17 protein-coding genes are annotated in these 18120 nt (G+C 73.0%); 9 read left to right on the top strand and 8 right to left on the bottom strand.

Annotation, left to right across the window (positions count from 1 at the left end):
• Window positions 1-93 precede the first annotated feature (93 nt).
• The 4 genes from DXZ73_RS11760 (at window position 94) to DXZ73_RS11745 (ending at window position 3565) form a co-directional block, all read left to right on the top strand.
• The gene (locus DXZ73_RS11760; protein WP_116210950.1) at window positions 94-870 is read left to right on the top strand and encodes an SDR family oxidoreductase; all 777 of its coding nucleotides are present in this window, start codon (window positions 94-96) and stop codon (window positions 868-870) included.
• Window positions 871-873: 3 nt separating this feature from the next.
• The gene (locus DXZ73_RS11755; RefSeq protein WP_116210949.1) at window positions 874-2565 is read left to right on the top strand and encodes a class I adenylate-forming enzyme family protein; all 1692 of its coding nucleotides are present in this window, start codon (window positions 874-876) and stop codon (window positions 2563-2565) included.
• The gene (locus DXZ73_RS11750) at window positions 2562-3170 is read left to right on the top strand and encodes a TetR/AcrR family transcriptional regulator (RefSeq protein WP_116210948.1); all 609 of its coding nucleotides are present in this window, start codon (window positions 2562-2564) and stop codon (window positions 3168-3170) included. Before DXZ73_RS11755 ends, DXZ73_RS11750 begins: the two co-directional genes overlap by 4 nt.
• A gap of 83 nt (window positions 3171-3253) precedes the next feature.
• Entirely contained in the window at window positions 3254-3565 is a 312-nt protein-coding gene (locus DXZ73_RS11745; RefSeq protein ID WP_116210947.1) for a hypothetical protein, read from the top strand.
• Between the two features lie 52 nt (window positions 3566-3617).
• Here the strand turns inward: DXZ73_RS11745 and DXZ73_RS11740 are convergent, their stop codons facing one another.
• The 4 genes from DXZ73_RS11740 to DXZ73_RS11725 form a co-directional block, all read right to left on the bottom strand.
• A complete protein-coding gene (locus tag DXZ73_RS11740; RefSeq protein WP_116210946.1) occupies window positions 3618-4832 on the bottom strand; it encodes an acyl-CoA dehydrogenase family protein in 1215 nt (404 codons plus the stop codon).
• A gap of 5 nt (window positions 4833-4837) precedes the next feature.
• The gene (locus tag DXZ73_RS11735) at window positions 4838-5860 is read right to left on the bottom strand and encodes a phosphotransferase family protein (RefSeq protein ID WP_116210945.1); all 1023 of its coding nucleotides are present in this window, start codon (window positions 5858-5860) and stop codon (window positions 4838-4840) included.
• Between the two features lie 144 nt (window positions 5861-6004).
• A complete protein-coding gene (locus DXZ73_RS11730; RefSeq protein ID WP_116210944.1) occupies window positions 6005-6946 on the bottom strand; it encodes an MBL fold metallo-hydrolase in 942 nt (313 codons plus the stop codon).
• A gap of 86 nt (window positions 6947-7032) precedes the next feature.
• On the bottom strand, window positions 7033-7473 hold the full coding sequence (locus tag DXZ73_RS11725) for a MarR family winged helix-turn-helix transcriptional regulator (protein WP_116210943.1): 441 nt from the start codon (window positions 7471-7473) through the stop codon (window positions 7033-7035).
• 146 nt (window positions 7474-7619) lie between these two features.
• Here DXZ73_RS11725 and DXZ73_RS11720 point away from each other — a divergent pair, with 146 nt between their 5' ends.
• Window positions 7620-9113, top strand: a complete 1494-nt coding sequence (locus tag DXZ73_RS11720; protein ID WP_116210942.1) for an MFS transporter — start codon at window positions 7620-7622, stop codon at window positions 9111-9113.
• A gap of 31 nt (window positions 9114-9144) precedes the next feature.
• On the top strand, window positions 9145-10071 hold the full coding sequence (locus DXZ73_RS11715; protein WP_116210941.1) for an NADP-dependent oxidoreductase: 927 nt from the start codon (window positions 9145-9147) through the stop codon (window positions 10069-10071).
• Between the two features lie 190 nt (window positions 10072-10261).
• On the opposite strand, the gene DXZ73_RS11710 is transcribed toward DXZ73_RS11715, so the two are convergent.
• Window positions 10262-10783: an NUDIX domain-containing protein gene (locus DXZ73_RS11710; protein WP_116210940.1), complete on the bottom strand. Its 522-nt coding sequence runs from the start codon at window positions 10781-10783 to the stop codon at window positions 10262-10264.
• Window positions 10784-10941: 158 nt separating this feature from the next.
• Complete coding sequence (locus DXZ73_RS11705) at window positions 10942-11826, bottom strand: DMT family transporter (RefSeq protein WP_116210939.1); 885 nt, start codon at window positions 11824-11826, stop codon at window positions 10942-10944.
• A 394-nt stretch (window positions 11827-12220) separates the two neighbouring features.
• Between DXZ73_RS11705 and DXZ73_RS11700 the strand changes: the two genes are divergently transcribed.
• Window positions 12221-13174, top strand: coding sequence for a hypothetical protein (locus DXZ73_RS11700; RefSeq protein WP_116210938.1), 954 nt, complete (start codon window positions 12221-12223; stop codon window positions 13172-13174).
• Window positions 13175-13224: 50 nt separating this feature from the next.
• Window positions 13225-14748 (top strand): APC family permease, encoded by a 1524-nt coding sequence (locus DXZ73_RS11695; RefSeq protein WP_116210937.1) that lies wholly within the window; start codon window positions 13225-13227, stop codon window positions 14746-14748.
• A 32-nt stretch (window positions 14749-14780) separates the two neighbouring features.
• Here DXZ73_RS11695 and DXZ73_RS11690 read toward each other — a convergent pair whose 3' ends face one another.
• Entirely contained in the window at window positions 14781-15185 is a 405-nt protein-coding gene (locus tag DXZ73_RS11690) for a (2Fe-2S) ferredoxin domain-containing protein (RefSeq protein ID WP_116215553.1), read from the bottom strand.
• Window positions 15186-15412: 227 nt separating this feature from the next.
• Between DXZ73_RS11690 and DXZ73_RS11685 the strand changes: the two genes are divergently transcribed.
• Entirely contained in the window at window positions 15413-16312 is a 900-nt protein-coding gene (locus DXZ73_RS11685; RefSeq protein ID WP_162890149.1) for a helix-turn-helix domain-containing protein, read from the top strand.
• 30 nt (window positions 16313-16342) lie between these two features.
• On the opposite strand, the gene DXZ73_RS11680 is transcribed toward DXZ73_RS11685, so the two are convergent.
• Complete coding sequence (locus DXZ73_RS11680; RefSeq protein ID WP_116210935.1) at window positions 16343-18046, bottom strand: carbamoyltransferase family protein; 1704 nt, start codon at window positions 18044-18046, stop codon at window positions 16343-16345.
• Window positions 18047-18120 lie beyond the last annotated feature (74 nt).

Raw genomic sequence — 18120 nt, 5'->3', positions numbered from 1 at the left:
GGGCCAGCCCCACCCCCGCACCCGACGCCCCCTTCCGCCCTCACATACCGACTGGTTAGTCTGCCCGTGCAGCCGAGCGAGGGAGACGTCAGCGTGGGCACAGTGCGGGACGCGGGAGTTGTGGTCACCGGAGCGGGCGGCGGCATCGGCGCCGCGCTCGCCCGCAGGTTCGCCGCCGAGGGTGCCCGCGTCGTGGTCAACGACCTCGACGTCGACAAGGCCCGGGCGGTGGCCGAGGAGATCGGCGCGACCGCCGTCCCCGGCGACGCCTCCACCGTGGTCCCGGCCGCCCGCGAGGCGCTCGGCGGCCGGGTCGACATCTACTGCGCCAACGCGGGCGTCGCCCCCGCGGGCGGACCCGAGGCGGAGGAGGACCTGTGGGAAGCCGCCTGGGACGTCAACGTCATGGCGCACGTGCGGGCGGCCCGTGAGCTGCTCCCCGAGTGGCTGGACCGCGGCAGCGGCCGGTTCGTCGCCACCGTCTCCGCCGCCGGGCTGCTCACCATGCTCGGCTCGGCGCCGTACAGCGTCTCCAAGCACGCCGCCTTCGCCTTCGCCGAATGGCTCTCCCTCACCTACCGCCACTGCGGGATCGACGTCCACGCCATCTGTCCGCAGGGCGTGCGCACGGACATGCTGCGCGGCACCGGCGCGGCCGGTGAGCTGGTGCTCGTGCCCACCGCGATCGAGCCCGCGCAGGTCGCGGACGCCCTCTTCGAGGGCATGGCCGCGAACCGCTTCCTGATCCTCCCGCACCCGGAGGTCGCCGACTACTACGCGGCCCGCGCCACCGACCCCGACCGCTGGCTGCGCGGCATGAACCACCTCCAGCGCAGGCTCGAAGAGGTGCCCGGCCAGGGCCGGATGTAAGCCATGGCCCCCTCCTACCGGGACACCCCCTGGCTCGCGCGCCTCAGCCCCGCCCAGCGGGTCCCCGGCACCCCGCCGCCCACCGTCCTGCACGCCTTCCGCGCCACCGTGCGGCGCGCCCCGGACCGGTGCGCGCTCGCCTACTTCGACGGGCGGCTGACCTACCGGCGGACCGACGAGCTGTCCGGCGCGCTCGCGGGCGCCCTCGTGGCCTCCGGCTTCCGGCGGGGCGACCGGGCCGCGGTCATGCTCCAGAACACCCCGCACTTCGTGCTCGCCGTCCTCGCCGTGTGGAAGGCCGGCGGCACCGTCGTCCCCATGAACCCCATGTTCAAGGCGGGCGAGGTCCGGCACATCCTCGACGACTCGGGGGCCACCGCGCTGATCTGCGAGGACCGGGCCTGGGCGGCCTTCCTGCGGGACGCGGCGGCCGGCTCGGCCGTCCGCATCGCGCTCACCGCCTGCCCGTTCGGCCTCCAGACGCGCGACGACGCCCGGGTGCTGCGCGGCGAGCGCGTGCCGCCACCCGACGGCGCCGAGGACCTGCTGACCGTCGCGCGCTCCGGGGCCCGCCCGCCCGCCGACCCCGGCCTCGGCCCCCAGGACCCCGCCCTCATCAGCTACACCTCGGGCACCACCGGCGCCCCCAAGGGCGCCGTCAACACCCACGGCAACATCGCCCACAACGCCGAGCGGGCACGCATCGGCTCCGGACTGCCCGACGGATCCACCTACTTCGCGCTCGCCCCGCTCTTCCACATCACCGGCATGGTCGCCGAGCTCGGCTCCTGCCTGGTCAACGCGGGCACGCTCGCGCTCGCGCACCGCTTCGAGGCCGGGGTGGTGCTCGACGCGTTCCTGGAACACCGCCCCGCCTACACCATCGGCCCCGCCACCGCCTTCATGGCCCTCATGGCACAACCGGGCGCCGGCCGCGACCACTTCGCGTCCTTCCGCCTGGTCTCCTCCGGCGGCGCGCCGCTGCCGCCCGCCCTGGTGGAACGGTTCCGCACCGCCTTCGGCCACTACCTCCACAACGGCTACGGCCTCACCGAGACGACCGCCACCACCGCCTCCGTCCCGCCCGGCACCGAGGCCCCGGTCGACCCCGCCTCCGGCACCCTCGCCGTCGGCGTGCCCGGCCCCGGGACGCTCGTGCGCATCGTGGACGAGCGCGGCGCGGAGGTGCCCTTCGGCGGCCACGGCGAGATCGTGGTCAGCGGCCCCCAGGTCGTCCCCGGCTACTGGCGGCGCCCCGACGCCACCGCGGGCGCCCTCCCCGGCGGGGAACTGCGCACCGGTGACATCGGTTTCATGGACCCCGACGGCTGGCTGTACGTGGTCGACCGCAAGAAGGACATGATCAACGCCGCCGGGTTCAAGGTCTGGCCCCGCGAGGTCGAGGACGTCCTCTACACCCACCCCGCCGTCCGGGAGGCGGCCGTCGTCGGGGTGCCGGACGACTACCGCGGCGAGAGCGTCATGGCGTACGTCAGCCTCCGCCCCGGCACCGCGCCACCGGCGGCCGAACTGATCGCGCACTGCCGGGAGCGGCTCGCCGCGTACAAGGCCCCGCGCGAGGTGCGGATCCTCGCGGACCTGCCGAAGACGACCAGTGGCAAGATCCTCCGCCGGGAGCTGCGCGACGAGGCCGCGGACCGGGCACGACAAGGGAAGACAGGTGGCGGCGCATGACCAGGACGGTGACGGCCGGGACGACGGACGGCGGCGCGAGACCCGTGCCGCAGCGGCTGCTGGCCGCCGCCACCCGGCTCTTCGCGGACCAGGGCTACGACCGCACGTCCGTCCAGGAGATCGTCGAGGCGGCGGGCGTCACCAAGGGCGCCCTCTACCACTACTTCGGCTCCAAGGACGACCTGCTGCACGAGGTCTACGGCCGGGTGCTGCGCCTCCAGCAGGAGCGGCTGGACGCCTTCGCGTGCGCGGACGCGCCCGTGGAGCGCAGGCTGCGCGACGCCGCCGCGGACGTCGTGGTCACCACCATCGAGAACCTCGACGACACGAAGATCTTCTTCCGCTCGATGCACCACCTGGGCGCGGAGAAGCACAAGCAGGTACGGGCCGAACGGCGCCGCTACCACGAGCGCTTCCGCGCCCTGGTCGAGGAGGGCCAGCGCGCGGGCGTCTTCAGCGCGGGCACCCCCGCGGACCTCGTGGTCGACTACCACTTCGGCTCCGTCCACCACTTGGCGAACTGGTACCGCCCGGACGGCGCCCTGAGCGCGGCCCAGGTCGCGGACCACCTGGCGGACCTGCTGCTGCGCGCCCTGCGCCCCTGAAGCGTGTCGTGCGGCGCCGGACGTCGTTGAGCGGATGAAGGGCTTTCGGCCCATTCGTCCGCTGTCGAGAAAAAGGATCAGGGATGCGCCTTTTCCGTCCTGTCGTCGTCGCCCTCGCGGGGCTCGCCCTCGCCCTGACCGTGCCCACGGGCCCGGCCGTCGCCTCGGAGGGCCAGTTCTCCTGGGTGGGCCCCAAGGGCAAGCCCTTCTTCGTCGATAACCCGCCGGACGGCAAGTGCCTGACGATGAGTCAGGAGGCCCGCAGCCCGTACAACGGGACGGCGGGCCCGGCCACCGTCTACGCCGGCAAGAAGTGCGACGGGACCTCGCACCGCCTCACCCGCGGCAAGCGGGCCGACGCGACGTTCTCCAGCGTGAGGTTCAGCGCGCACTGACGCTGTCGCCTCGGCCGCCGGGCGGGCCCGGCCCGTCCGGCGGCCGAGGAGCTCAGACGTACCGCTTCAACTCCCGCCGCGCCAGCGACCGCTGATGGACCTCGTCCGGCCCGTCCGCCAGGCGCAGCGTCCGCGCCGCGGCCCACAGCTCCGCCAGCGGGAAGTCCTGGCTCACGCCCCCCGCCCCGTGCAGCTGGATCGCCCGGTCGATGATGCCCACCACCGTCCGCGGTGTCGCGATCTTGATGGCCTGGATCTCCGTGTGCGCGCCGCGGTTGCCGACCGTGTCCATCAGCCACGCCGTCTTGAGCACCAGCAGCCGCAGCTGCTCCACGGCGACCCGGGAGTCCGCGATCCACTCCTGGACGACGCCCTGCCGGGCGAGCGGCTCGCCGAAGGCCGTACGGGAGACCGCCCGTCGGCACATCAGCTCGATCGCGCGCTCGGCCATGCCGATCAGCCGCATGCAGTGGTGGATCCGGCCGGGGCCCAGGCGCGCCTGGGCGATGGCGAAGCCGCCGCCCTCCTCGCCGACGAGGTTCGCCGCGGGGACGCGCACACCGTCGAGGACGATCTCGGCGTGGCCGCCGTGGGCATGGTCCTCGAAGCCGTAGACCCGCATCGCGCGGCGGATCTCCAGGCCGGGCGCGCCCCGGGGGACGAGGACCATCGACTGCTGGCGGCGCGGGTCCGCGCCCTCCGGGTCCGTCTTCCCCATGACGATGAAGATCTCGCAACCGGGGTGCATGGCCCCGGAGATGTACCACTTGCGGCCGGTGATGACGTACTCGTCGCCGTCCCGCTCGATCCGCGTCTCGATGTTCGTCGCGTCCGAGGAGGCGACCTCCGGCTCGGTCATCGCGAACGCCGACCGGATCTCGCCCGCGAGCAGCGGCTCCAGCCACCGCTTCTTCTGCTCCTCGGTGCCGAACTGGGCGAGCAGCTCCATGTTTCCCGTGTCGGGGGCGGCGCAGTTGAGGGCGGTGGGCGCGAGGTGCGGGCTGCGGCCGGTGATCTCGGCGAGCGGCGCGTACTGGAGGTTGGTCAGCCCCGCCCCGTACTCCGCGTCAGGAAGGAACAGATTCCACAGCCCCCGCCGCCGGGCCTCCGCCTTCAGTTCCTCGACGACCGGGGGAGTGTCCCAGGGGGAGGCGAGCGCGGCCCGCTGCTCCTCGGCGGTCGCCTCCGCGGGGTGGACGTGCTCGTCCATGAAGGCCAGCAGCTCGCCGCGCAGCTCTTCCGTACGGGCGTCGAATGCGAAGTCCATGGTGCTCAGCCCTCCTGAAGGGTGGTGAGTCCGTTGTCGATGAAGAGCGGTACGAGCTGCCCGATGCGGTCGAAGCCCGCCCCGACGGTCTGCCCGAGGGTGTAGCGGTAGTGGATGCCTTCGAGGATCACGGCGAGCTTGAAATAGGCGAAGGCGGTGTACCAGGGCAGCGCCGAGACGTCGCGGCCCGACCCCGCCGCGTACCGCTCGACCAGCTCGGCAGGCTCCGGGTGGCCGGGGGCGTCGCGGGTGGTGGCGATGGGCGAGCCGGGCACGGGCCGCTGCTCGCTGTACATCACCAGCAGGCCGAGGTCGGTCAGCGGATCGCCGAGGGTGGACATCTCCCAGTCGAGGACCGCCCCGACGGTGTCGTCCGCGCCGACGAGGACGTTGTCGAGACGGTAGTCGCCGTGCACCACGGTGGGCGCGGGCGATGCGGGCAGCGCCTTGGCCAGCGCCGCGTGGAGCTCGTCGATGCCCGGCAGCTCGCGGCTGCGGGAGGCGTCGAGCTGCTTGCCCCAGCGCCGCAACTGCCGCTCCAGGAAGCCGTCCGGCCGCCCGAAGTCGCCGAGGCCGACCGAGGCCGGGTCCACGGCGTGCAGCTGCACGAGGGTGTCGGCGAGGCCCAGCACGACCCGGCGGGTCCGCTCCGGGCCGAGCGCGCTGAGCTGCCCGGCCGTGCGGTACGGCGTGCCGGTCGCGAACTCCATGACGTAGAACGGCGCTCCCACGACGCTCTCGTCCTCGCACAGCAGCAGCGCCCGCGGCACCGGCACGGCCGTCGGGTGCAGCGCGCTGATCACCCGGTGCTCGCGCCGCATGTCGTGCGCGGTGGCCAGCACGTGCCCGAGCGGTGGCCGGCGCACCACCCAGCGGCCGGTGCCGTCGGTGACGGCATAGGTGAGGTTGGAGCGGCCCCCCTCGATCAGCTCGGCGCTCAGCGGCCCGCGCACCAGCCCCGGCAGCTCGCGCTCCAGGTGTCCCCGCAGCCGGTCCAGGTCGAGTCCTGGGGGATTGCCCTTGCTCATCGAGTGCTCCTCCATGGGGAATTGGGCCCGCGGACGCGTGGGGGCCGGGGCCGCGGCGGGCGCGGCACCGGTCCGGGATCATCATGCCGACCGGTCGGTATGCCGTCCAGACCCCCTGGCGACAAACCGCCACCGGGGTACGGGTCAGGCGTGGCAGACGAGGGGCTGTCCGCCGTTCATCGTCCTCATGTCCCCGAGCACCAGGGGCAGGTCCAGCTGGGCCCCCAGTGGCAGGCCGTCGAGCTCGGCGTACGCGCGGTGCAGGTTGCCCACCAGCCGCTCGCTCTCGTGCAGCTGCGCGAACTCGCCGAGGTCCGCTCGGCGGGCGGCCTCCAGGGGCGTGCGGCCGGCGGCGTGCTCGGTCGCGGCGAGGTCCTGGAGCCAGCGGAAGTAGCGTTCGAGGACGTCGTAGACGCCCGGGTCGGTGACCGGGCCGTGCCCCGGCACGACTCTCTCGGCGTCCAGGCCCCGCAGCACCTCCAGGGCGCGCAGCGACCCGGCGAGGGAGCCCATCGGGATGAAGGGGGTGCCGCCGTTGAAGACGAGGTCGCCGGTGAAGACGATGCCCTGCTCGGGCAGGTGGACGATCGTGTCGCCGATGGTGTGCGCCGGGCCCGGGTGGATCAGCCGCGCCTCGATGTCACCGACGTGCAGGGTGAGCGAGTCGGCGTAGGTGACGAAGGCGGGGGTGATGGCGATGTCGCCGTAGTCGACCCGGGGCCACTGGCCGTGCAGCTGGAAGCCCACGGCGAGGGTCTCCTCGCGGCAGCCGGTGTGCCCGATGATCGTGGCCTCGGGGAAGACGCAGTTGCCGTAGGTGTGGTCGCCGTGGTGGTGGGTGTTGACGACGGTCGTGGGCGGCGCCGCGCCGTGCGCCGTGGCCATCTCGCGCAGCAGCCGGGCGCGGCGCTCGGTCGCCGCCGTGTCGATCAGCGCCGTACGGCCGCCGGAGCCGATGATCCCGGCGTTGTTGAGGCACCAGCCGCCGTCGGGCTGGACGAACGCGCGGACGCCTGGGGCGAGCCCGACGGTGTACGGCTCCGTCGCTTCGGTGCCGGTGGGCGACGCGGTGGTGTTGGTGGACATCGAAGGGCCTCCCCTCGCCGTCCGCGCGGGGTGCGCGGATCGGACTGCCCGTCAGAATACGGGCGCGAGGTGATCAAGGGTGCGGTTCAGCCGCGCCGCTCCATGCCCGGCCGGAGCCGCTCCAGGAGTCCGTAGAGCGTGGTGCGCTCCTCCTCGTCCAGGGCGTCGAGGGCGGTGTGGGTGGCCTGCATCTCGGCCCGCACGCGGCGGATGGTCTCGTGGCCCTCGTCGGTGGCCACCACGTTCTTCACCCGCCGGTCGGCCGGGTCGGGCTCGCGGCGGACGAGCCCGCGCGCTTCGAGGCGGTCCACGATGCCGGTGACGTTGGAGGCGTCGCAGACCAGCAGGGTGGCCAGGCCGCGCATCGGGACCGGGCCCTTGAGCTGGGCGAGGAGCTTGGCCTGCACGGAGGTGAGGCCCTGGCGGGCCGCGGCGGCGGCGAAGTCCTGCCACTGGGCGGTGCCGAGCGCCGCCACCAGCTCCAGGAGCTGGGCCTTCGTCGGGGGCTGTGGGGAGGTGGCGGTCATGCCTCGAGTCTACTCAAGAGCTTGAGGTAATGAAACATTAACTTGACTACCTGAAGTATCTGGGCCTAGCCTTTCCCAGTTGCTTGACGATCTCAAGCATCAACGTCGTGAAGCAATGTCGTGAAGCAATCCGGAGGATTCCCCGCATGAGCTCCCCAGCCCCCGCCACCGAGGGCGGAAGACGCAACGAGACGGTCATCGTCTTCGCCCTGAGCCTCGCCGCCATGGTCGTCTCGATGATGCAGACCCTGGTCGTGCCGATCCTCGGCCTCATCCAGAAGGACCTCGGCACGACCTCGGCCAACGTCAGCTGGGTGACGACCGCCACCCTGCTCTCCGCCGCCGTCTTCACCCCGCTGCTCGGCCGCTTCGGCGACCAGCACGGCAAGAAGAAGACCCTCGTCGGCGTGCTGATCGTGATGGTCGCGGGCTCCGTGCTCGCCGCCGTCACCCACTCCCTGCTGTGGCTGATCGTCGGCCGGGTGCTCCAGGGCGCCGCCACCGCGATCTTCCCGCTCGCGCTCTCCGTGCTGCGCGAGGAGGTGCGCCCCGCCAAGCTGCCCGGCGCCATGGCCATGGTCAGCGGCACCCTCGCCTTCGGCAGCGGCCTCGCGCTCGTCGCCACCGGCCTGCTCACCTCCGGCGACAACCCCGACTACCGCAGCGCCTTCTGGCTGGCCACCGGCCTCGCCGCGCTCGCCCTGATCGCCGTCGTGTTCCTCGTGCCCGCCACCCGGCAGACCACCGGCGGCCGCACCGACGTCCTCGGCGCGCTCAGCCTCGCCGCCACCCTCGTCCTGCTCCTGCTGCCCATCACCCAGGGCCACGAGTGGGGCTGGTCCTCCGCCCGTACGATCGGCTGCTTCGTCGGCGCCGTCGTGATGGCCGCGGTGTGGACGCTCGTCGAGCGCAAGGTGAGCGAGCCGCTGGTCGACATGAAGATGTTCGCCCACCGCCCGGTGCTCTTCGCCAACCTCTCCGGCCTGCTCGTCGGCTTCGGCTCCTTCGCCCTCTTCATCGGCGTCTCCTACCTCGTGCAGATGCCGTCGAAGATCGCGGGCTACGGCTTCGACGCCAGCGTCCTGCGCGCCTCCGTCGAATTCCTGCTGCCCAGCACCATCGTGTCGCTGCTCGCCGCCCCCGTCGGCGGCCAGCTCGTCCGCCACAAGGGCCCGCGCCTGGTCCTGCTGCTCGCCTCGCTCTTCGGCACCGCGGGCTTCGCGTGGATCACCCTCGACCACGACCACGCGTTCTCGGTCATCGCCGCCGGCATCCTCGTCGGCGCGGCCATCAGCTTCGGCTACGCCGCGATGCCCGCCGTGATCGTCTCCAGCGTGCCGCACCACCAGACCGGCATAGCCAACGGCATCAACTCCATCTCCCGCTCCACCGGCAGCGCCATCGGCAGCGCGATGATCACCACGGTGCTGGCCTCCAAGAGCATCGAGCACCTGCCGCCGGGCGCCCCCAGGCTGCCCGCCGAGAGCCAGTTCACGCTGACCTTCGTCATCGCGGGCGTGGCGCTCCTGCTGGTCGCCCTCGTCGCCGGGCTGGGGCTGCGCAAGATCCACACCCTGCGCTCCGAAGTGGCGGGCCACGCCCCCGCGAAGGACGCTGAGACCGCGCGCGCCACCGCCTGACCCGCCTCCCACCCCCACAAGGAGCACCACCATGAAGGCCATCAGCTACCGCGGCTACGGCGGACCCGAGGTCCTGGAGTACGGCGAGCTGCCCGACCCCAAGGTCGGCCCCGACTCCGTCCTGGTCAAGGTCAAGGCCGCGGCCGTCAACCCCGTCGACTGGAAGGCGCAGGCCGGCTACCTCGACGGGGCCCTGGACGCCGTCTTCCCGGTCGTCCCCGGGTGGGACGTGTCCGGCGTGGTGGTGCAGCCCGGCGCCGACGTCCAGGAGTTCGCCGTCGGCGACGAGGTCATCGGCTACGTCCGCGAGGACTTCCTCTCCCGCGGCACCTTCGCGGAGTACGTCGCCGCACCCGTACGGACCCTCGCCCGCAAGCCCGCCAACCTGACCTTCGAGCAGGCCGCGGGGCTCCCGCTCGCGGGTCTGACCGCCTACCAGTCGCTGGTCAAGGCGCTCCGGGTCGGACAGGGGCAGACCGTGCTGATCCACGCGGCGGCCGGGGGCGTCGGCTCCATGGCCGTCCAGATCGCGAAGCACCTGGGCGCGCGGGTCATCGGCACCGCGAGCGAGCGCAACCACGACTACCTGCGCGGCCTCGGCGCGGAGCCGGTCGTCTACGGAGAGGGGCTGGCCGACCGCGTACGGGCCCTGGCCCCGTCCGGCGTCGACGCCGTGCTCGACCTGGCGGGCGGCGAGGCGCTCACCGTCTCCCCGGGCCTCCTCGTCGAGGGCGGCCGCCTCGCCTCCATCGCCGACCCGTCCGTACTCGGCCTCGGCGGCCGCTACGTCTTCGTCCGCCCCGACACGGCCGACCTCACGGCCCTGACGGAACTGGCGGAGAGCGGCGCGCTCACGGTCGAGGTGGCTGAGGTGTTCCCCCTGGAGAAGACGGCCGCCGCGCAGCGGCTGAACGCGGAGGGGCACACGCGGGGCAAGATCGTGGTGACGGTCCCGTAGCACGGCGGCCCTCAAACGCCGGACGGGCTGGATTTCCAGCCCGTCCGGCGTTTGAGGACACCGCGCGAAGCGCGGTTCGGGGTCCGGGGCGGAGCCCCCACGCGGCGGAGCCGCAAATCGACACAGCCGGGAAGGGGCGGGGCTGGGGAACAAGCCCGCCGCAGGCGCAGCGGCGCCGAGGCACTCCCGGTCAAAAACCCTCGCGCAGCAACCGATACGCCGCCAAACCGTCCGGCACCCAGTCCCACTCCGGAAGCCGAGCCTCCAGCTCCTCCTCGGAGAGAAACGCGTGCCACGCCACCTCGGCCACCTGGGGCGAGACGGCCGCCGCGGCGCAGCGGACCTCGTACACCGCCGACCACCACGACTGCCCCGGCGCCTCGTAGAGGAAGCGGAAGAGCGGGGTCGGGGCGGGCAGGCCGCTGACGCCCAGCTCCTCCTCCGCCTCGCGCAGGGCCGCCTCGTCGTAGGACTCGCCCGCCCCGACGACGCCGCCCACGAACATGTCGTAGCGCGAGGGGAAGACGAGCTTCTGCGCGGTGCGGCGGTGGACGAAGATCCGGCCCCGCGCGTCCCGGGCCCGCACGAAGACGCAGCGGTGCCGCAGCCCCCGCGCGTACGCCTCACCGCGCGGCGCCCGGCCCACCACCCGGTCCTGCTCGTCCACGATGTCCAGCACTTCGTCCGCGGGCTGCGGCTGCAGATCGGTCATGCGCCCATCCAACCAGCGGCTGCGACGGGTTGGAATGCGCACTCACATCAGCCATATCCAGCCCGTCCGGCGTTTGAGGACGTGCCCGAAGGGCGCCCCCGCCGCAGGCGGCAACGGACCCGCACCCGGAGACAAACCCGTCGGCAAAGCGCAGCGGATCAGTGGGGCTGGAGGTCCCGCACCCGGTCCGGCTCCGCGGATCCGGACGGCATCGCCGGATGCCGTCCGATCAGCACGATGCCGACCACGATCGCGACCAGGCCCGCCGCCTGCCAGGCCAGCGCCCCCGGCGTCGTCCGCAGCCGGTCGCCCAGGAAGCCCACGCCGCAGGCGATACCGGCCAGCGGCTGGGCCGCGGTCAGGGCGGGCAGCGACAGCCGCAGCGGCGCCGTCTCGAAGGCGCTCTGCACCAGGACCAGCGCCGTGACGCCGAGCACGAGCACCCCGTACGGCTGCCAGCTCACCAGCAGCGAGGTCCAGCCGTCGTGCGCGAGGCGCTGCCCGCTGACCCGGGTGAGGGCGTCCTGCACGCCGTAGAGCAGGCCGGCCGCCACCGCGAGCAGCGCCGCCTCCACGCTCATCCGCAGCCGCTTGGAGACCGTCGCGAGCAGCAGCGCCGAGCCCACCATCAGGCCGATGATCAGCCAGTGCCGCAGCGGGTCGGTGACCGAGTCGCCGCCGTGCGGGCGGCCCGCGACGATGAAGGCCGTCACCCCGCCGGCCAGCAGCCACAGCCCGCACCAGCCCGTGGCGCCCAGCGGCTGCCGGGTGCGCCAGCGCGACAGGGCCATGGCGAACAGCAGGTTCGTCGCCAGCAGCGGCTCCACCAGGGAGACCTCGCCCCGCCCCAGCGCGATCGCGCCGAGCACCATTCCGGCGATCATCAGTGCGATGCCGACCAGCCACTGCGGCATCCGGACCAGGTCGAGCAGCAGCCGGATGGAGAGGAAATCGCTCATCGGGGCCCGCTGCGCCGCGCTCTGCTGGTAGACGAAGCCGACCCCCAGGCAGCAGGCGGCACTCACGGCGAAGGCGAAGACCATCACGTCGCGCACCTCAAGACCACTGGGTCGTAGGGGACTTGACAGAAAAACGATAGCCGCCCCGTGGGCGGTGTGACGGCCGAGTACCCGCCTTTCGGCCGCGCATTCCCTCCCGCGTTCCCCCTAATGGCGTATAGAACGCATGTACGAAAAATGCCCTTCCGGTCACGCCTCCACCGTACGTCCGGGCGGCCGCGGGCGTACCCTGATCCGGGCGAGCCGCCCGACCGCAACCCGATCTGACGGGGTGCCAGTTGAGGTGGTGTCAGTTCCAAGATCGCCCTTGACTCGGAGCCGTGACTACCGCTTTGCTGTGCGTGACCGAAGTGGTCGGTTCGCGGACGCCTCGCGCGGGCGCCGGGAGGGGACGCACGCCCGTGGAGGAAGCCCGCCGATGACGCCCCCACCCTTGGGCCGCCCCCGGAACAAGGACGGACCGGCTTTCGACCCCGCCCTGGACGACACCGAACTCGCCGCCGTGCGCGACGCCCTCGCCCGCGGCCGCTGGACCGAGGCCCGCAGGCTCCTCGCCGAGACCGGCGACGACTGGGACCGCCGCGGCCACCGCCTCGTCGTCCTCGCCGAGGGCGCCGCCAGCAGCGCCTGGGCCCGGGAGTGGCAGCTCGCCGAGCCCGACAGCCCCGACGCCGCCGCGCTCCTCGCCTGCGCCACCGTCTGCCGGGCCGTCCGGGGCCAGGAGATCCCCGAGGTGGCCCGCGCCGCCTGCCTCACCGCGGCGAGGATGGCCCCCGCCGACCCCACCCCCTGGCTCGGCATCCTCATCCTCGCCCGCCGCACCGGCACCGACGACGAGCGCGTCCGCGCCTTCGACCAGGTGCGCGCCCGCCACCGGGACCACCACCACGCCCACCACCTCATGGCCGCCTGCCTCGCCGAACACCAGAGGGGCGACCGCGACGACCCCCTCCACGAGGTCTACGACTTCGCCTCCTGGGCCGCGGAACAGGCCCCCGCCGACTCGCCCCTGGCCGTGCTCCCCGTCGTCGCGCACGCCGAGCGCTACCGCGTACTCGCCCGCGCCGGCGTCGAACCCGGTGACCCCGCACGCTCCGGGCACTGGGCCACCCGCCGGGCCCGCCAGGTCATGAAGGCCGCCTTCGACTGGTGGCTCGAATGGGACGTCGACGACGGCACGGCCCACCCCCGCCGCAAGGTCGACCTCAACTACCTCGCCCACGCCAAGCTCCACGAGGGCCGCCCGGCCGAGGCGGCCGCCCTCCTCACCCGCATCGGCCCGCACGCCACCCACGCCCCCTGGTCCTATCCCGACCAGGACGCGCGCAAGGCGTTCCGGGCCGCCCGCCGGGCCGCGCTCGGATCGGCCTGAACCCCGCCGCGCACGCCCCCGCTCACCCCCATGGGAAGGACGACCCCGCCATGCCGACGGGCACGACGAGCGAGATCAGCACATTCAAGGGCCAGGAGAGACGGCTGCGCGCCGACCGGATAGGACTGGCCGGCCTCCTGCTGTCCGTGGTCGCCGCCAGCGCGCCCCTGATGGTGACGGCGGGCGTCATGCCCACCACGTACGGCACGATGGGCATCGTCGGCCAGCCCCTGCTCTTCGTCATCCTCGGCGTGGTGCTCACCCTCTTCAGCTTCGGCTACGCCGAGATGAGCCGCCACGTCCACAACGCCGGCGCCTTCTACGCCTATATCGCCCGCGGCCTCGGCGGCACCGCCGGAGCCGCCGCCTCCGTCGTCGCCCTGGTCGCCTACAGCGCCCTCCAGTTCGGCATCTACGGCATCTTCGGCTTCGAGCTCGCCGGCCTCCTCGACAAGCACCTGGGCATCAGCGTCGCCTGGTGGGTGCCGGCCCTCGCCGCCGTCCTCGCCGTCGGCGTCCTCGGCTGGCTGAAGATAGACCTCAACGCCAAGGTCCTCGGCGCCCTCCTGCTCGTCGAGTGCGTCATGGTCGTCGTCTTCGACCTCGCGGGCATCGCCAGCCCCGGCAAGGAAGGAGTCTCCTTCCACGCCTTCGACCCCACGACCCTCGGCGGCGGCGGCCTCGGCACCGCCCTGTGCTTCACCATCGCCGCCTTCGTCGGCTTCGAACAGGCCGCCGTCTACGCCGAGGAGACCAGCAGGCCCCAGGTCGTCGTCGCCCGCGTGACCTTCCTCGCCGTCGGCTTCGTCGCCCTCTTCTTCGCCGTCAGCTCCTGGGCGCTCAGCGTCGCCGCCGGACCCGGCAGCGTCGTCGGCCTCGCCCGGGAGCAGGGCCCGAACCTCCTCTTCGCCCTCACCGAGGACCGGCTCGGCGGCGCCGTCGCCGACGTCATGCACGTCTTCTACGTGACCGGCATGTTCGCCGCCATGCTCAGCTTCCACAACGTCGTCGCCCGCTACGCCTTCGCCATGGGCCGCGAGGGCCTGCTGCCCGCCGCCATGGGCCGTACGACCAAGGGCAGCGGCGCGCCCGCCCACGGCTCACTGCTCCAGAGCGCCGTCTCGGTCGTCGCCGTCGTGCTCTTCGCGGTCACCGACGGCCGACCCAACGGCGACCCGACCGCCCCCATACAGCGCCTCTTCACCTGGACCGGCAACGTCGGCGCCCTCGGCGTCATCGTGCTCATGGCCGCCGCGTCCGCCGCCGTCATCGCCTTCTTCGTGCGCCGCGGCGCGGCCCGCGCCCAGGCCCCCCGGCTCATCGCCTCCGGGCTCGCGGGCCTCGCCCTGCTCGTCATCGGCTGCTACGCCGTCAAGGACTTCGACGTCCTCCTGGGCGCCGACCCCGGCTCGCCCCTGCGCTGGATCCTGCCGGGCATCATCGGCGCGGCGGTCGTCGCCGGCATCTGCTTCGGCGTCGTCCTCAAATACGTGCGCCCCGCCGTCCACGCCGCCATCGGCCTCGGCAACGAGGCGTTCCAACTGGAGAAGGCGGCGGCTTCCGAGGCCGGCTGAACGCGGCGGGGCATCTTCTCCGCGGCCCTCCGCTAGCCCTCCAGCGCCTTGCCCACCCGCCGCGACGCGGTGAACTCGTACAGGTCCAACACCCCCGGCGGATCGGCCACCCCCGGTCCGCCGGACCGCACCCACGCCGCGATGTCCGCCAGCGCGTCGTCGTCGTTGACCAGCCCCAGCCACACCGGCCTGCCCCCGGCCGCCCGGCCCGCCGCCGACGGCTGAACGACCATCACATTCGCCTGGTCGCACACGTCGAGGCACTCCGACGCCCGCACCTGCGCCGCGTCCCCGACCGCCGCCCGCAGCCGGGCCGTCTGCCCCGCGTGGTCGACGCCGGGCACCTTCCGCGGATCGCCGCAGCAGCAGCCGCGGCACACGGTGATCCGGCAGGGAGCGGTTTCCTGGGCGGCGCGGCGGGCGCGTTTCGAGGTCATCAGCCAGATGATACGCACGGCCGTTACGCACGGCCGCACCGCTCAACACCCGTGGAGAGGAAGCCCGCGGGGACAGTGCCCCAGAGGCAAACATGAGGCTCATCCTTGCCAAAATCCCCGCCGTTTTCCGGAGTCACGTTTTCAACCCCGTGTCACTTGGGAATCCGTCATCCTTGACGCCGATTTTTCCAAATCTTGATGATTCTGCGATGCAGAGAGGGGGGTCCTTGTCTCCAGAGCACCCCGGCGGGCAGGGGGCCAAGAACCATCTTCGTGAACTCCTGAGACAGTGCCGCGCCCGGCTCGGCCCGGACGACCGCGCGTCCCGCGGTCCGGCCCGGCGCAGACCGGGCATCTCCCAGGAGAGCACGGCCGCGCTCCTGGGCTGCTCGACCCGGTGGTACGCCACTTTGGAGTCCGGGCGCATGGACCACCCCACCAGGGAATTCCTGGAGGGTGTGGCCCGGGCGCTGCGGATGAACTGCCATGAGCGGCAGGCCCTGTTCGTCTACGCCACCGGCCGGCTCCCCCCGCCCGACGACTTCTCCGACGCCCCTCCGCACCCGGACTGGGACACCCTGGTGCAGAGCCAGCCCCAGCCGTCCTGCATCTACACCCGCTCCTGGCGCCTGGTGGCCGCCAACGCCGACTATCTGGACCTCTTCTACGGGGACGCCCGGGGTGGTGTGGCGGGGCTCGACGACCGCAACATCCTGCGCCGGGTGCTGCTGAACCGCGCGCCCCACCTGCCCAGACCGGTGGCCTGGAAGGAAGGGTGGGCCATTCCCATGCTGGGCGAGCTGCGGGCCGCGATCGCCGAGTCCCCCGACTCCCGGGAGCTCAGGGCGCTGCTGCACGGGCTGCTGGCCGACCCGGTGGTCGCCGGGCTGTGGAACGACGCGGCCCTCCTGAGCCACACCCACCCGGACGGCGACACCCGGGCCATCGACCACCCCTGGCGCGGCCGGGTCGAGTTCACCATGCTGGCCGCCAACCTGATGGACGCCAGGGGCCTGCGCTTCGTGACCCTGATGACGTCCGGGCCGGTGTCCGCGGACGCCGCCCCGGCCGGGGCGGTCCCCGGGGGGAACCCCGGCCGGGTGGGCAACTGCCTGTCGGGCCGCTGACCGCGGCCCGGACGGCACGGCGTCCAGGGATCACCTGTGGACGAGGAACGGGCCGAGCGCGAGCGCGTCGAGGGGGGCCCTGGCAAAGGTCGCCAGGGCGTCCCCCGGCGAGCTGACGACGGGCTCGGCGTTGCCGTTGAACGATGTGTTGAGCACCACGGCGTGTCCGGTGTGCTCCGCCACCTGCCCCAGCAGCCGGTGGTACAGCGGATCGGCCTCGGCCGAAACCGTCTGCGGACGCGTGGTGCCGTCCACATGGGTGGCGGCGGCCATCAGGGCGCGGCTGCGCTCGGGAACCGGCGTGGTGACGATCATGTAGGGCAACGGGCGGTCCAGGTCGAGCAGTTCGGCGCCGGACTCCTCCCGCAGGCTCGGTGCGAACGGGCGCCACCGCTCACGGTTCTTGATGGTCAGGTTGATCCGGTCCTGCTGCGTGGCCGGGGACGGCGCCGCCAGGATGCTGCGGTGTCCCAGGGCCCGCGGGCCGCCCTCGCCCCGCCCCTGGTGCCAGCCCACGATCTCCCCCCGCGCCAGCAGCCGCGCGGTGTGCGCCGCGATGTCGTCGGGCTCGGTGTAGGGCGTGCCCGCCCGGTCGAGCACCTGCCGGATGGCCCGGGCGTCCCACTGGGGGCCCCAGGCGACCGTGCCGCGCATGGGCCGGATGCGTTCCCCGGCCTGGGCGGCCACCCACCCGGCCGCGCCCAGGCTCACCCCCTGGTCACCGGCGAGCGGCTGCACGAACAGCTCCCCGACCTGCGGCAGCCGCATCAGCTTGCCGTTGAGCGTGGCGTTGAAGCCCACCCCGCCTGCCACCAGCAGCGTCGACTCGCCGGTGTCGCGCAGCAGGCCGTGCACCATGGCCAGGACGCACTGCTCCAGCGCCTCCTGCGCGGTGGCCGCCAGGTCCCGGTAGTCGAACGGATCCCGGTCGGTGCGGCGGACATAGCGGCCGAGCAGCGGATCGTAGCGGCGTGAGACGCCGTTGGGCGGGGTGCGCAGGACCTTCTCCAGCCGGCTCATCCACAGCCGGATGGTGTCGTCCTCCTCGTCGGTGCGGCCGTGCGAGAGCAGGTCCTCGGGCACCGCGTCCACGCTGTAGCCGTCCTCGTGGACGCGCAGCGCGCCGCCGAAGGTGGTGTCCTGGACGGTTCCGTAGGGGGCCAGCCCCATCAGCTTGCCCGCGGCGTCGGCACCCAGGCCCGCGTACTCGCACACCGCGGCGTAGAAGTACCCCAGCGACCAGCCCGGCGACACCGAGCGCAGCACCTTGAGGTTGCCCCCGCTGCCCAGCGCCAGGGTGGCGCTCTCGGTCTCCCCCTGCCCGTCGAGGATCAGCACCGCGCCGCTGTCGTGCCCCGAGAAGTGGTAGGCGCTGGCGGCGTGGGCCATGTGGTGCTCGACGAACAGCAGCCGGGGGTCCCGGCGCCTGGGGAACAGGCTGCGCGGGAGGAGGAACTCCAGCGCCTCCGAGGTGGTGGGGAACCACTCCAGGCCGCGCCGGGCGAGCAGCTCGGGCATCTCCCAGCCGTGCGCCACGAAGTCGATGTCTTCGATGCCCAGCCCCGCCTCGGCCAGGCAGTAGGCGACCGCGTGGTGCGGGGCCTGGCCGTAGGAGTGCTTGTCGCGGGTGAACCGCTCCTCCTCCGCGAAGGCCACCACCTCGCCGTCGACCAGCAGGCAGGCCGAGGCGTCGTGGCTCGCGCCCGGCCACCCATTCACACCGAGAATTCGCATGAATATCTCCTGAGAACGATATCCGTGGGTGCAGCCGTTGACATTCGCCGCCCCTCACGCCAACACTGGGGAAA

Origin of the sequence: Streptoverticillium olivoreticuli subsp. olivoreticuli, assembly GCF_003391135.1 — a bacterium.
GTDB lineage: Bacteria > Actinomycetota > Actinomycetes > Streptomycetales > Streptomycetaceae > Streptomyces > Streptomyces blastmyceticus.
Note: the sequence above shows the minus strand (reverse complement) of the source record. Positions and strands in the feature narration are given on the sequence as shown.

Coding starts and splice junctions, on each gene's coding strand:
- DXZ73_RS11735 (WP_116210945.1), bottom strand. CDS start 5,860: ATGAGCAAGGGCAATCCCCCAGGACTCGACCTGGACCGGCTGCGGGGA.
- DXZ73_RS11720 (WP_116210942.1), top strand. CDS start 7,620: ATGAGCTCCCCAGCCCCCGCCACCGAGGGCGGAAGACGCAACGAGACG.
- DXZ73_RS11745 (WP_116210947.1), top strand. CDS start 3,254: ATGCGCCTTTTCCGTCCTGTCGTCGTCGCCCTCGCGGGGCTCGCCCTC.
- DXZ73_RS11730 (WP_116210944.1), bottom strand. CDS start 6,946: ATGTCCACCAACACCACCGCGTCGCCCACCGGCACCGAAGCGACGGAG.
- DXZ73_RS11725 (WP_116210943.1), bottom strand. CDS start 7,473: ATGACCGCCACCTCCCCACAGCCCCCGACGAAGGCCCAGCTCCTGGAG.
- DXZ73_RS11700 (WP_116210938.1), top strand. CDS start 12,221: ATGACGCCCCCACCCTTGGGCCGCCCCCGGAACAAGGACGGACCGGCT.
- DXZ73_RS11695 (WP_116210937.1), top strand. CDS start 13,225: ATGCCGACGGGCACGACGAGCGAGATCAGCACATTCAAGGGCCAGGAG.
- DXZ73_RS11715 (WP_116210941.1), top strand. CDS start 9,145: ATGAAGGCCATCAGCTACCGCGGCTACGGCGGACCCGAGGTCCTGGAG.
- DXZ73_RS11705 (WP_116210939.1), bottom strand. CDS start 11,826: ATGGTCTTCGCCTTCGCCGTGAGTGCCGCCTGCTGCCTGGGGGTCGGC.
- DXZ73_RS11690 (WP_116215553.1), bottom strand. CDS start 15,185: ATGACCTCGAAACGCGCCCGCCGCGCCGCCCAGGAAACCGCTCCCTGC.
- DXZ73_RS11755 (WP_116210949.1), top strand. CDS start 874: ATGGCCCCCTCCTACCGGGACACCCCCTGGCTCGCGCGCCTCAGCCCC.
- DXZ73_RS11740 (WP_116210946.1), bottom strand. CDS start 4,832: ATGGACTTCGCATTCGACGCCCGTACGGAAGAGCTGCGCGGCGAGCTG.
- DXZ73_RS11680 (WP_116210935.1), bottom strand. CDS start 18,046: ATGCGAATTCTCGGTGTGAATGGGTGGCCGGGCGCGAGCCACGACGCC.
- DXZ73_RS11750 (WP_116210948.1), top strand. CDS start 2,562: ATGACCAGGACGGTGACGGCCGGGACGACGGACGGCGGCGCGAGACCC.
- DXZ73_RS11710 (WP_116210940.1), bottom strand. CDS start 10,783: ATGACCGATCTGCAGCCGCAGCCCGCGGACGAAGTGCTGGACATCGTG.